Annotated in this window: 13 protein-coding genes; all 13 read right to left on the bottom strand. The window is 49.4% G+C overall.

Going from position 1 to position 13,482, the window contains the following annotated elements:
* Nucleotides 1–10: 10 nt before the first annotated feature.
* Nucleotides 11–1,642 carry a lysine--tRNA ligase gene (gene lysS / locus HYW32_01560; GenBank protein MBI2589694.1) on the bottom strand — a complete coding sequence of 544 codons (1,632 nt, stop codon included), beginning with the start codon at nucleotides 1,640–1,642 and terminating at the stop codon, nucleotides 11–13.
* A gap of 38 nt (nucleotides 1,643–1,680) precedes the next feature.
* A complete protein-coding gene (greA, locus tag HYW32_01565; protein MBI2589695.1) occupies nucleotides 1,681–2,142 on the bottom strand; it encodes a transcription elongation factor GreA in 462 nt (153 codons plus the stop codon).
* A gap of 272 nt (nucleotides 2,143–2,414) precedes the next feature.
* Nucleotides 2,415–2,555, bottom strand: a complete 141-nt coding sequence (locus HYW32_01570; GenBank protein ID MBI2589696.1) for a hypothetical protein — start codon at nucleotides 2,553–2,555, stop codon at nucleotides 2,415–2,417.
* 37 nt (nucleotides 2,556–2,592) lie between these two features.
* Complete coding sequence (mrdA, locus tag HYW32_01575) at nucleotides 2,593–4,485, bottom strand: penicillin-binding protein 2 (GenBank protein MBI2589697.1); 1,893 nt, start codon at nucleotides 4,483–4,485, stop codon at nucleotides 2,593–2,595.
* A gap of 23 nt (nucleotides 4,486–4,508) precedes the next feature.
* Nucleotides 4,509–4,988, bottom strand: coding sequence for a hypothetical protein (locus tag HYW32_01580; protein MBI2589698.1), 480 nt, complete (start codon nucleotides 4,986–4,988; stop codon nucleotides 4,509–4,511).
* A gap of 20 nt (nucleotides 4,989–5,008) precedes the next feature.
* Nucleotides 5,009–5,785 carry a rod shape-determining protein MreC gene (locus HYW32_01585; GenBank protein MBI2589699.1) on the bottom strand — a complete coding sequence of 259 codons (777 nt, stop codon included), beginning with the start codon at nucleotides 5,783–5,785 and terminating at the stop codon, nucleotides 5,009–5,011.
* Nucleotides 5,786–5,794: 9 nt separating this feature from the next.
* Nucleotides 5,795–6,841 (bottom strand): rod shape-determining protein, encoded by a 1,047-nt coding sequence (locus tag HYW32_01590; protein MBI2589700.1) that lies wholly within the window; start codon nucleotides 6,839–6,841, stop codon nucleotides 5,795–5,797.
* A gap of 37 nt (nucleotides 6,842–6,878) precedes the next feature.
* Nucleotides 6,879–7,685 carry an endolytic transglycosylase MltG gene (gene mltG, locus HYW32_01595; GenBank protein MBI2589701.1) on the bottom strand — a complete coding sequence of 269 codons (807 nt, stop codon included), beginning with the start codon at nucleotides 7,683–7,685 and terminating at the stop codon, nucleotides 6,879–6,881.
* Nucleotides 7,682–8,041: a Holliday junction resolvase RuvX gene (ruvX, locus tag HYW32_01600; protein MBI2589702.1), complete on the bottom strand. Its 360-nt coding sequence runs from the start codon at nucleotides 8,039–8,041 to the stop codon at nucleotides 7,682–7,684. Before ruvX ends, mltG begins: the two co-directional genes overlap by 4 nt.
* A complete protein-coding gene (locus HYW32_01605; GenBank protein ID MBI2589703.1) occupies nucleotides 8,041–9,678 on the bottom strand; it encodes a hypothetical protein in 1,638 nt (545 codons plus the stop codon). Before HYW32_01605 ends, ruvX begins: the two co-directional genes overlap by 1 nt.
* 1 nt (nucleotide 9,679) lies before the next feature.
* On the bottom strand, nucleotides 9,680–10,936 hold the full coding sequence (pilM, locus tag HYW32_01610; protein ID MBI2589704.1) for a pilus assembly protein PilM: 1,257 nt from the start codon (nucleotides 10,934–10,936) through the stop codon (nucleotides 9,680–9,682).
* A 44-nt stretch (nucleotides 10,937–10,980) separates the two neighbouring features.
* Nucleotides 10,981–12,786: an alanine--tRNA ligase gene (locus HYW32_01615; protein ID MBI2589705.1), complete on the bottom strand. Its 1,806-nt coding sequence runs from the start codon at nucleotides 12,784–12,786 to the stop codon at nucleotides 10,981–10,983.
* A gap of 5 nt (nucleotides 12,787–12,791) precedes the next feature.
* On the bottom strand, nucleotides 12,792–13,472 hold the full coding sequence (locus tag HYW32_01620) for a transglycosylase SLT domain-containing protein (GenBank protein ID MBI2589706.1): 681 nt from the start codon (nucleotides 13,470–13,472) through the stop codon (nucleotides 12,792–12,794).
* Nucleotides 13,473–13,482: the final 10 nt, after the last annotated feature.

The raw sequence follows: 13,482 nt of genomic DNA on the forward strand, positions 1-13,482 counted from the left end.
CCTCATAAATTCATGTCGATGCTTGTTTTAGACGTGCCAGAATCAACTCTTTCTGTTCTTTTTCAGCCTCGAGCCAAGCGCCAAGTCGCGGGCCAGAGCGGACGCCGCCCAATACTTGATAGAGTGTCATAAAGGCTTCTCTAACTTCAAGTGACGTCTTGTTTGCAGAAACCCGTATTACTTCTGTTAGTTGATCGCTAACCCAATTTGTATCCGCCAAAGCTTGAGCTAAATCCTCGAGAAATTTTTTTTGGTGGTCTGAAAGTTCAAGTTTAGGCAGTGTCAACTGAAAGTTAAAAAGTTTACGACCCTTAAATTGCGCGAGCCAGCGCTGGGCGGCGGTGACGCGTGCGTTGAGTTCAGCGTTTTCAGATTGAGTTAAAGGTGAGTTTTTCTCATCTTCAGCATAGGCCTTAATTGCAAAAGCAGGCTGTTGGATTAAATTAGCTAACACTCGAAACCGCACAACGTATTTTGGGGCTTCTTTCGAAGGTTCTAAGCGTACCGCTTTGTAAACAGCGCCCTCTGAACTAGTACGATTCTTATGAAAAATCTGGAGCAAGCGATCATACTCATCGTAGAGATCTGGCAGCTGATCCGCATCGGTGCGAAATTCAATGCCAGTCCTCGGCCGCGGGCGAATCATAAGCAAGCGCAAAATTTCAGCCGGCGCCTGGGCGGTAAAGGTAGTGGCCGATACCCCAACGCCTTTTGACGTACTCATTTTTCTGCCGTCCAAATAAATGTGCTCATAAAATAAATCTTCCGGCACACGCTCATAGTCTCGCTCTAATTGAGGTGCGAAAAGTCGCTCAAAAACAGCCCCGGCAACATCGCGCGATCCGCCTTTGGTGTAATGATCCTTGCCCGCCCCTTCGATATCGCTTTTGTAGACGAACCACTTAGCCGCCCACTCGATTTTCCAAGGCAGTTTGGCGCCGCCATTAAAGGGCGACCTCTTGCCCTGGTGACCACAACCGTTAGCCCACGCTTCGGCAGTGTCGCCACACCGATATACAGCTTGCTCTCCATCCCACGCGATGATCTCGGTGCTCGCAATTTTTCCGCAGGCCTCACAACGAATATTCACCGGGTAATCGGGCAAGAGCGCCTTCCCAACACGATCAGCGCTTCGATGCTTGACTACCTCATTATAAACCTGTCCAACGAGTTGAGCGTGCTCAAGCACAAGACGAATCGCTTCGTTAAACGTGCCCTGTTCATATTCACGAGAACTGTAAAGGGTTTCCGACTCAACGCCCAATGAGCGGTAAACCATCTCAAATTCATCGGCAAAATACCGTCCAAAATTATTTTCGAAAGTTACAACACCATTTGATGGACGATTTTTATTATCGGGCGCTGGCACAAAGCGCATTGGCATTCCGAGATACTGTTCATAAGCCGGGTCAAAGTCGGCTGGGACTTTATCGAATGGATCAAAATCATCAAATCCATAAATATAACGCGTCTCATACTCGCGCTCGCGCAGAACGCGAGTAACAGCATCGTGTAGAAGCACGCCCCTCAAGGCGCCGACATGGATGTGACCGGAAGGTGTTTTCCAGTCAGAAACAACGTAGGGAGGCGCGTGGCGCTTACTAACTCGCTCGGCTCGTTCTGCCGCCCAAAATACCTTCATGTTGGTACTATACCAAACATTCTCTCCTGATTACCAGGTCAAGCAACTGTTTGAATAGTGTACGTGATTAGGCCTGCCGGCGTTTTAATATCAACTGTCTCACCAGCTTTGTTCCCCACAAGCGCCGAACCAACCGGCGATTCAGAAGAAATCTTGCCATTGAGCGGATCGCTTTCATTTGAGCCAACAATCTCGTATGTCGCCGGCTTGCCATTGCCATCAACCACCCGCACCGTACTACCAATCCGAATTTCGCCGGCGCCACTTACGGCCTCAACGATCTCTGCTCGTTTTAGCATGACCTTAAGCTCTGCGATTCGCCCCTCAATAAAAGCGAGCTGTTCGCGAGCATCGTGATAATCGGCATTCTCATTAAGATCCCCAAGTTCACGCGCCTCTGCCATCCGTTTGATGATCACAGGCCGATCAACGGTTTTCAGTTTTTGCAGTTCCTGCTTAAGCTTTTCATAACCTTCCGGCGTTACCTGATTGACAGTCATATAACCTCTTCTGTTCTTCTCTAAAACGATTAGGAATAGGGAGTAGTATAAATTCTCATCGCGATCAAGTCAATTGGATGTACTGGTTTAGATCATACACGCATTGGCGTTGGTTGTTGAATGGTTAGATCGTATTCATGCGGAGTTAGTAAGTCGAGCGCGTCATGGGCATGAGCGCATCGGTAATTACCCAAAAAAAGAATGATGAAGGATAAGCTAGATGCTCTATAAATGTTAGGCGAGCGATAGCTATAAACGTACGCATGCTTGCATTAGATGTATTCCCCAATAATTTTATGCTCGAAATTGGTTTGAATTTGAGCGAAACGAATGAAAGTCGAGAGAGACGTAACGAGAGTTACGTTGACCGAGGCGAGTATTCGATGGAGCCAAATTCGAGACGATTTAGGCATAAAGGTTATTGGGGAATACATCTAACTATACAGGATTTTATCGCCGCTCTTCGCTCGGACGGGAAAAATGCCACTTAAGAACTTCTTCTGCAACCGGCAATGCCACCTCATTGCCAGCGCCGCCGCCGTCGATCAAAATGACGACTACCAATTCCGGCGTTTCAGAGGGCGCAAAGGCTGTGAACCAGGCATGCGTTTTGTCTTCGGCGCCAAATTGGGCGGTACCGGTTTTAGCGGCCGAGGAAACCGGCAAAGATTGGAGTCGGCGCGCCGAACCACTTAAAACTGCCTCTCGCATCCCCGCTCTAACAATGCGTAATGTCGTATCTGAAAGCATACCCTCGACTCGAGCGCCAGGTGGCGCAAGCCCACCCCGACCATCGGTCGGCTGATCCTTCCAAAGCAGATGGGGCGTAATTTGAGTGCCGCCATTCGCGATCGCACTGATCGCTGTGGCCAGCTGAATTGGCGTCACTATTAAATCGCCTTGGCCAATCGCAAGGTGGTAGGTGTCACCCAGAAACCATTTTTCGCCTTTAACTTCTTGTTTCCATTCAGGGGTTGGCACAAGACCCGCGGCCTCACCTGGCAGATCCACACCGGTTTTCTTGCCAAAACCAAAGAGTTTTAGGTAATAATCAAGCCGCTCAATACCTAAACCGCGAATTTGCTCCCAGCCACCGCCAACGGCGTAAAAAAAAACGTTAGAAGAAACCGCGATTGCCTTCTTAACATCGGTCCAGCCATGCACTTTCCAATCTGGAAACTTGAACTCGCCGATCGTAATTTCACCGGGCGCATTAATCGTTGTTGTTTCAGTGATAACGCCGTCGGCTAAACCACCAGCCGCGATCACGGGTTTAATGACTGATCCAGAAGGATAGACGCCGCCGATAGCTCGGTTTGAGAATATCTTGAGTGGATTTTCAGTCAATTCCTGGTAACGTTCAGCTGTCAAGCCCAGAGAGAACTCATTGTTGTCATAATCAGGTAAGCTGACCAGAGCACGAATACTGCCGTCACGCGGATCGAGCGCAAGCGCCGCGCCTGAATCGCTTTGAACTTCACTGATTTTTTTCTCAAGTATCTCGCCTAATTTTTGCTGAAGCGGCAGATCGAGTGTCAGTACCAGTGTATCCCCTGAAACTGGTTCTTGCGCGCCTACGATTCGCTGAAAATAACCCCTCGAGTCGACTTCAACTTGCTCGGCGCCTCGTTTGCCCTTCAGCAATGCTTCGTATTCTCGTTCGATACCCGCCTGTCCGGTTAAACTATTCATCGAAGAGTCTGGATGCGTATTTAATTCCGATTCTGTAATTTTACCGGTATAACCCAAAATATGACTCAAACCAGGCGCTCGAGCATATTCGCGGCGAGCGCGATCCACAACTCGCAAGCCAGGCGTATCTTTAAGCATTACCTTAAGCAAAATCGCGTCAGTATGTTCCACTCCCTCTCGCAGAATGATTGGGGTAAGTGAACGCAGACCCTCCTTTTCGACTCGCTCGCGGAGCTCCTCGGCTGAAAAATCGGTCACTTGAGCGGCTTGGGTATAAACTTGATCGCGATCAATTTGAGCGTGCGGTAGATCGGCAGGCGTCAGTTCGAGCGCAAACGCGGCGACGTTTTTGGCAAGCACCTTGCCCGTACGATCCAAAATCACTCCTCGCGGTGGTTGAATTTCGCGGCTTCGAATGCGGTTGCCTTCAGCCAAAAGCTGATGGCTTGCGCCTTGGGTAACTTGCAAAGTTAAAAGTCGACCGATTAAAATAATCATGAGCAAAGCAACGCCTAAAAAAGAACCTGTAAGATTTGGACGTTCTCGTTCTTTCTCCAAGCCGGAACCCTCTAAGCCTTCACTCCAATCAAATTCATGGGCGGGTTCGGGCAACTTACCAAGTTGATTTCCAGGTTCGAAAATTGAGTTCATCCGATTCCTTCTCCACCTCGAAGCTAGGGCCGAAAGATGAGTTTGTGTTGATGTTTAGATTGAAAGCGAAGGAGTGGCCAAGCTCCAAGAAAACTTAAAATTCCGGCGGCGCGCAAATCTAACCAAAACTGCTCCCAAGCATTTTGACGCCACGCCAAAACCAGCTCGGCGGTGGCAACTAAAACTAAAGCCATCAGAATTACACCCCACCAAGGAGGAGTTTGGATCTCGCGCTTCAAGAAGATGCCTAGGCTACTGTAGACCAGTAAAAGTGGTAAAAACGTGCTTCCAAAACGAAGCGGCAAAATTAAATCGATTAGGGCGCTCCCAATTAAAATCCAGCCTAAACCCAACTCTGCATAACCAAGCACTAAAAAAGGCAGAGCGCCGAGCGCAATCAGATTTGGCTGTCCGCCCATCAAAGGCCAAGCAGCCAAGGGCCCAGTTTGCGCAAGTACTGTTATATACGCGATGAGAGCGACGATAAGCCATTGAATTTTCATAAAATTATTGGAGAGTACATTTAATGATCTGCCTTGAGAACAAGAACCTCTTCTAATGAAGTAAATTTGACTGGCGTCGTCAGCGCAATCCGCTGAAGAATCTCGGATTCAGTTGAGATAACTCTATCAACTGTGCCCACTGGGATATCGGCAACCACCAGATCGCCTAAAGGACTCGTATAAACAAATTCACCTTGGGTAGTTGTCACATCGATTGGCACCGAGTCGACCACAAGGCCACGAAAGCCGCCCCTCAAAAGACCTTGCCCGCGTGATTTTTCAAGCACAACCGGGAGTGATGCCGACGGACTCGTGAGTAACTGAACAGTGCTCGTATTCGCGCCCAATAAATCAATTGTTCCCACTAAAAAACCCTGGCTAATCACCGGCGACCCAACCTGAATTTTATCTTGCTCACCCACATTGATCACAATTTCCTCCAGCATTTTACTTGGCGAACGCGCCACGACTTGCGCTGGTAACAAATCCACCCCCGGGATTTCATTTGCTTTTTTCATTTCAGCCTGTATCACTCGCTCATTGCGCAAAGTTTCACGCGCCTCGGCAAGCTGACTACTTAAAAATGCATTCTGTTCCTCGGCAGTCTTAAGCTGACTGCGAAGATCGCTCACCTCTCTCAAGGCTTGAAAAAAAGAACGACTCCGACTCGCTATTTTGGTTGGGCCCTTGGCAGGGGCGAGTAAAGCTACCGCTCTCTCTCTTAATGGATTTAAGACTGGTGAAATTAACATTCCAAACACACCAACGCCAAATATAAGCATTAATGTTCGTGGCATGAGTTTAAGCTAAAGCTCATGGGTGTTTTCGATAAGAACGGGGCGAAGTAGATCGAGATCCTCAAGGACAATGCCCGTACCGCGCACTACCGCTGTGAGCGGATCTTCAGCCACATGAACTTCTGTGCCAGTTTCTTGCTGGACTAGACGATCGAGACCACGCAGAAGCGCGCCGCCGCCAGCGAGCGTAATCCCTCGGAGCATAATATCAGCTACGAGTTCCGGCGGCGTTTCCTCAAGTGTTACTTTTATGGCGGCTAGAATTTGCTGAACTGATTTACTCAAGGCCTCGCGTACCTGACTCTCGGTGATAAGAAGCTCACGCGGTAGACCGCTCACAAGATCGCGGCCGCGAATTGGCACCGTTTCCGGCTTTTCCGAGTAGGGCAGAGCCGAACCGAGGTTGATCTTGATATCTTCCGCCATGCGATCACCAATCAATAAATTCAATTTCTCCCGGGCATATAATTTCATATCCTCATTCAGCTCATCGCCAGCAATCCGAAGCGAACGGCTGGCGACAATTCCACCCAAAGAAATGACCGCGACTTCAGTCGTGCCGCCGCCAATGTCAACGATAAAATTACCGCCTGGCTCCTGAATTGGCATCCGACTACCTACGGCCGCGGCGACCGGCTCTTCAATCAAAAAAACTTCTCGAGCGCCCGCATTTAGCGCCGCTTCTTCAACAGCCCGCCGTTCAACCTCGGTTACGCCATAAGGAATGCCGATCACAACGCGTGGTCGCGAAAAAAAAGGCCAACGCGGACCCTGTACTCGACCGATGAAATACTTGAGCATCTGCTCGGTGACCTCAAAGTCAGAGACCACCCCATCTACAAGTGGCCGAATCGCCACAATGTGCGCCGGTGTGCGCCCAACCATTTTGCGCGCTTCATCGCCGATCGCCAGAATTTGTTTAGTTTTGTGATTGATCGCCACCACCGAGGGTTCATTTACTACAATCCCTTTGCCGCGGATATAGACGAGCGTATTTGCAGTGCCCAAATCAATGCCAATATCGTGAGCAACTAATCCGCGCAGTCGTTTCAGCACTTCCGCCTCCAACCCCCTTTTCGAGCGATGAGTAAGATTACTGTAGGTATTGTACTATGTTTTCCTGATGTTCAGCAATTGTTTTGGCAAAGTGCGCTTTGCCTTCTTTGTCGGTGATAAAATAAAGATAGTCATGCTCGGCTGGCTTAAGCGCCGCTTGAATCGAAGCTAAACCAGGATTGCTAATCGGCGCGGGCGGCAAACCCGCATTTAAATATGTATTGTAAGGTGACTGAATACTCAAATAATCAGCTCTTAATAACACCGGCCACCAATTAACTTCGAGGCAGTCGGCACCTGTCTCGTAGGTTTCTGCCACGCACTTTAGGTGCAATTCATTTGCTTTAGCATATTGAACGGTTGGGTCGGCATCGAGTTTCATGCCGAGTTTCAACCGGTTTGCATATACACCGGCAATTGCGGCGCGATCCTCGTCATGTTTCGCTTCCCGCTCGACAATTGAAGCGAGAATTAAGTCTTCAGAACCAACTGTGAAACCCGCTATTCGCTTTTTGTAATTTGCAAGCATTTTGAGGACGATCGCGTCAGCCGATCCGCTCTCGGCAAATCGATAAGTATCAGGAAAAAGTTGACCGAATTGATCGGGCATTGAGAGGGCTGAATAAAATTCGCCTGGATTGGTGATCAATTTTTCACCTGTTAGGCGGGCGGCCATCTCTTCAATCCGCCAGCCTTCAGGGAATAACACTGTGATTTCGACTTGCTTTTGCACTTCGGCTGAAGGTTGAGTCTGAAATTGTTGCCATCCCCACCAAAGCAGTCCGCCGAAGGCAATAAAACCTAAACCGCTCATGATTATTAAAATTCGTTTGAGGGCTTTCATGCTCGATTCAGATATTGCTCAAGAAGCAGACGAGCGGCGCGCGCGTCGCTGTCTCCACCCCCTTCGCGCGCCAGTTGTCGCTCCGCCTCTTTCGTGGTTAAAGTTTCATCTAATTCGACAGTCTGAAGTCCGGGATACTCTTTAGCCAAGTCGGCAATAATTTTTTGCGCCAAGGGCAGTCCGGAACGAGTGCGCCCGATGATAAGGGTTTGAATGTGATATTCCTCGATAAAATGATCGAGTTGCATTGTTAGTTCAGTCTGGGCTAAAGTCGACAGTTCGAGGACAATTTTTCCGACGGGGTTAACGGCGACACCAATCCGCTTTGCACCCAAATCGAGAGCCAGAATACTCATTAGTTGTGTTCCCTTGCCCGCTCAAGTTTGATTTGAGTAACCGACCGTGGAATCGAGCCTCGAAAAGCCGGACGAATCTGGACTCTTGCCTGTGTAATGCCCGGCTGATCTTTAAGAATTTGTTCGGCTTGGATGCTAGTCTTACCGGCGACCAGCTCTTTGAGCGCCGTTTCATCAATTTTTTGGGCCACTTCAGTTTTCAGCGTGCCTTTAAGCGCGAGCAATCCCTGATCGTATTGTTTGGATTCAATCTCGGTTTCCATGGAGTCTTCTTGTGTTACTACCAACTCCTTATCGGGAGGCAATTTTTTGCCAATGAGCGCCAACACCATCCCCTGATACTCGGCAACCCGAAAACCGATACTGCGCGCCCGCACCTTCGCCTCGAGTTCAAAATTATCTGCCTCGTCATTTGCGGCCTTGCTAGATTGCGCGCTGACAACGCTCACATCGATGGCATCTGCCAAGACAGTCATTTCTTTTGCCTCACGCTTCAACTGATCAGACAGGTTGTCTTTCGATTTTTCTCCGATCGAAGTGCGGGCGGCCTCGATATCCTGTTCGGTGACAACTTTCACAGTTCGACTCTCGCCGCCTGTAAAAGCTTGAGTATTTTCCGCCGTCACTTTTTCTTGTTTTGTGCCGGAAAAACTTGTCAGTGTGAAACTGCCAGCGTCAAGATTGAATTGGCCTCCAACGACGCTCGCCTCAACTCTTGCCGTTGCCTTGCCAGGCTTGACCGTGACGTCGCCTGAAATATCGAGACTAACCGTTGCCGCCGAGACAGTCGCTTCGTCGAGGGTGGCAAACTGCAAACCATCTCGGGAGAGAGTGGCGCCGCTGGGCACCGTAACCGTTTCGCCCAAACGATTACTAATTAAAACCGTGCCGGTTGCTTTTGCGCCGACCTCTTTATTTCCCGTTGTCTCAAACACTTCTTTAACCGTGGTTTCGACTTGAACTTTCTGGCCCGGAATATGACCTGTGTCACTCTGAATCGCGTCAATATTGTTATCAACGACTATGCTCGCGGTGTCGGTAAGCGGATCGCTTTGAACACCTAGGATAAGGATAGCGCGCGGATAGAAAACGAAGAACCAAATGCCGGCGAGAGTCACAGCCAGCAACAAACTTGCACCCACCAATTTCTGCATCCATCCTGAACGCTGACTCGGCGCAATTGATGATGGCTTCGAGCCAAGCGGGGTCGGTTTGGGATGAGCAGGTGCGGGGGTTTTAATATTGGACGTCGACGCATCGTAACGCTTCACCGGCACCGGCGCTGGTCCGACCACCTCATCTTCGGTTTGCGGCCGATCATCAAGATCGATCACGTCGTCAACTGCTGGCTTTGGCATACGCGGCGCACTAATAGGCTGATCGTCGCCGACCGAGGCATAAACTGGAATACCCACCTGTAGGGCAAGACCCGTGCCATGTTTGTCGTGTGTGACAATTGAAATTGACTTTTTAAGCCGCTCCGCCTCGCGCTTTAAGAGTTTAAGGTTGACGATACTGCTAATTAGCTGGGCGCGTTTAGGTAAAACTAACGCTATCTGCTTGCCAGGCAAATTTTTGAGCTTATCTACAACCGAAGTAATCTCTTCATCAGCTTCAAGATAAAGAATATCGTCCATATTAGACTCTCAATGATCCTACCACGCGCTGAACTACACGGTCACCCACAGTCGATCGACCAACCAGCTCAATGGCCAAATTGGCCAGCGCCATTGGGGTAATATCCTGAACAGTTTTGAGCTCACCGGTAATATCCTGCACAGTTGAGATCTCACTCGGTTTTAAAAAATGAATCAAAGGTTTACGCGCAAAGGGCAAGTGTTTGCCCCAAGTCGCTTCCTTGAGCGCCTCGCTAATTTCCGGCAGGTTACTGCCGCCACCACAAAGGAGTATTCTTGAAGGGAGCAAATCAACATTTGTAAACTCACTTAAAGTGAGCTCTATCCCCGAAAGCCAAACGTCGACATCGGTCGCGAGCGCTTCCTTGGTTGCTGTCTCGTCTTTTTTATCGAGTTTGCCAGCGGTGTAATCCAGCTTACGCGCTTCGGCCTCGGCAAAAGTTGTGCCAAAAGTGTTCATGATTCGCTTTGTGAAAGCCCGGCCGCCAAGCGCGAACATCTTAGTCCCAATTAAGCCGCCGTTATTAACCACCGCTAGATCAGTTGTGCCGCCACCGACATCGATAAAAATTGCCGAGAATTCGCTCGATTCTTCAGGTCCGGTAATGCGAGCAACGGCGTAAGGCTCTGCCGCAACCGAGAGAAGATCGAGACTCAACTCCTCGGCAATCGTTTGAAGCGCGCCCAAGTGAACAATTGGCGCAAAGGCAGAATAGATGCCAACCTGCACCTCGCGGCCTTGAAAACCGAGTGGATTCGTTACTTTATAGCCATCGATTCGGACATCAACAATGGCGGCGTTGACAAGTCGAACATCAATTTCAGCCTGACCAGTTTCCCAGGCTAAAAGCGCCTTAGCGCGATCGTGAGCGCGATTTTGGACACGACCGAGAATTTCCTGCAACTCCTCGCCGGTGATCTTAGCCAAGGGTTCGGGACGAACGTATTTAATAGTTGTCGTAGTGCCCTTGACGAGCTCGCCAGCAATGCCCACAATCGTTTGATCGGGCAAGTAGTTTGCTTGTTCTGCCGCCCGTTCCAGCGCGGCCTCGCAATTTTCAATCACACCATGAATATCGGTGACGGTGCCGCCCTGCATATCCGCCAAACGCTGACGTTGCTTACCAACACCGACAACTTTAGCCGATAAACCATCGACTTCAAAAATCAAGGCTTTGACAAATTCAGTGCCGATATCAAGCGCGATCGCTCGTTTATCATGAGCCGGCGCACGTTTTGCCCAACTAAAAAGTCTCATCTCCCTCCGTTATAATAGGCGCGTTAACCTAAGTATAGCATTTCTCACTCAACACTCGCCTTAATTCGACGGACGCCAGCCGAAGCCGACTGTTCTTTCAGAATCTTGAATTGACCAATCTGACCAGTCTGCGCAACGTGCGGGCCGCCGCAGAATTCTTTTGAAATCGCTTCCCCAAGAGTTCGACCGATGAAATAGACTTTTACTTGATCTGGATACCGATGGGTAAAAAAGTGAAGCGCGCCGCTTTTTTTTGCCTCATCCAAAGGCAGTTCAACGACTTGCACTGGAAGGTCTTGAGCGATCACGCCATTTACCCAAGATTCTATATTCCGAATTTGTTCGGGGCTTAATTTTTCCGCATGCGTGAAATCGAAACGCAGACGTTCCGGGTTGATATCCGAACCTTTTTGCTGAACGTGAGCGCCAAGGACATGCCTAAGCGCCGCTTGTGTAAGGTGAGTTGCGGTATGCAGACGCAAGACTCGATTTAATTCTTCTTTATTGCCGGCGCGCAGTTCGCCGGTATCCAAAATCAAACCGTGGCCGCCAAACTTTTTCTCAAAGCCGGCGCTCGAAACTTGTCGATGCGCAGTTAGTAAGTTATCAAAGGCTTGATTGAAAGCTACTCGATTCGGTGTCAATCCGTTCGCAACCAAAATTTCATAACCAAGTTCGGGCGGCAGAGCATGACTTTGATAAGCTAAAAATGCCAATTTAGCCGCTCCTTCCGATCCGAGTGGAGTCTGCTTGGGTGCTTCTTTTTCCAAAAAGCGCGTCGCCCGTTCAAGCTGAACACTAAAGTGTTGCTGTTCAGCTAAAATCACATCTTGAATCGACACGCGCGTGAGATGCGGGTAAGAGTCGGCGTAAGTTGAGATGACTGCTTCAATTAAGAGTGGCCAATCTGTAAATTCCAACTGACGCGCCGCTTGCACAGCTCGACGAATCAGGCGTCGCAACACGTAACCTCGATCTTTGTTACTCGGCAAAACACCATCCGCCACCAAGAAAACCGCCGCCCGCATATGATCGGCAAGAACGCGAACGGTTCGATTATCTGATGCGCCTTGAAGAGTTGAAATTGCCGCTATCGTTGGTTGATAGAGATCGGTCTCGTAGATACTTTCCAACCCATTCACTGTCATTAAAACTCGCTCTAAACCGACACCGGTATCAATATTTTTCTGCTTGAGCGGTTCAAAACGATTTTCAGCGACTTTGTTGTATTCCATAAAAACGTTGTTCCAAATTTCCACCCAGTGATCATCGGTTGCCGAGCCGGGCTGACATTCAACGCCGCACTGCTCCGAATAAATGTGCACAAAAATTTCAGTGGTTGGACCACATGGACCAGTGACATGAACCGGCCCCCACCAATTGTCTTCTTTCAAGGACACGATGCGAGTGACGCCTAACTTCTGCCAGATCCTTTGCGCATCTTGATCGAGTCCAATCCTTTTAGCTGAATCACCCGCAAAAATCGTTGCGGCCAAACGCTCGACTGGGAAACCAAGCGCGCTGGTGACAAATTCAAAACTCCACTCGATAGCTTCCCGTTTGCCGTAATCACCGAGCGACCAATGTCCAAGCATCTCAAAAAATGTGGCGTGCGTTGCGTCGCCAACCTGCTCAATATCCGTTGTCCGCAAACTGCGTTGGATATTAACAAGTCGAGTGCCATCCGGATGTTTTTCGCCCAATAAATAAGGGATAAGCGGATGCATTCCGGCAGTTGTGAAAAGCACAGAAGCGTCTTGAAGCGGCACTAGCGAGGCCTGGGGAATTTCGCTATGCCCATGAGCGCGATAGAAATCAATAAATTTTCTTCGCAATTCCTGATGAGTCATAGGGCTCATTTACTCAATTTATTCGCGATTGCACCCTGAACGGCGCGCAAGAGTCGATTAGCAAGCGGCTCGGCTATCGATTCCTGAACTAAAAATTCATTCAGCGCCCGCGCGCCGCTCAATCTCGCTGGATAAAGTTCTTCGTATTTGGCTTTGGCATCGAGCACTTTCTTGACATAACCCAAACTCTCCAGGGGGATTGCTGTGCGATCGCCGCGAGCGTATCGATCCCCAGCTCCGCCACCACCATTATAAGCAACGATCGCTGGTTCGATCGCATTATACCGACCCATCAAACCCTGTAAATGATAGGCGCCAAATTTAATATTCACTTCTGGATTATAGAGTTGATCGACTGTGAAATTCACAGTCCCCAAACGACGAGCGATACCCTGCGCTGTCAGTGGCATGAGTTGCATGAGGCCACGCGCTCCAACCGGCGAGATTGCATCAGGACGAAAACGACTCTCCGAGTAAATCACCGCAGCGACCAAGTAAGGATCAAGATCATGATCCTCGGCTTCCTGAAGGATAATCGACTCATAAGCCAATGGATAGCGCAACTCGGCAAAGATTTGTGTGAATAGCCAAAGAGTGAGCGCAACTAAACCGAGGAGACCTAAAATTACCGCCCAACGGAATAAATCACGCTTAGGCGTTCTGGCTGAAACTGCGACTTGAATCATGAATTCATAC

Source organism: Candidatus Berkelbacteria bacterium (assembly GCA_016187225.1).
GTDB lineage: Bacteria > Patescibacteriota > UBA1384 > JACPKC01 > JACPKC01 > JACPKC01.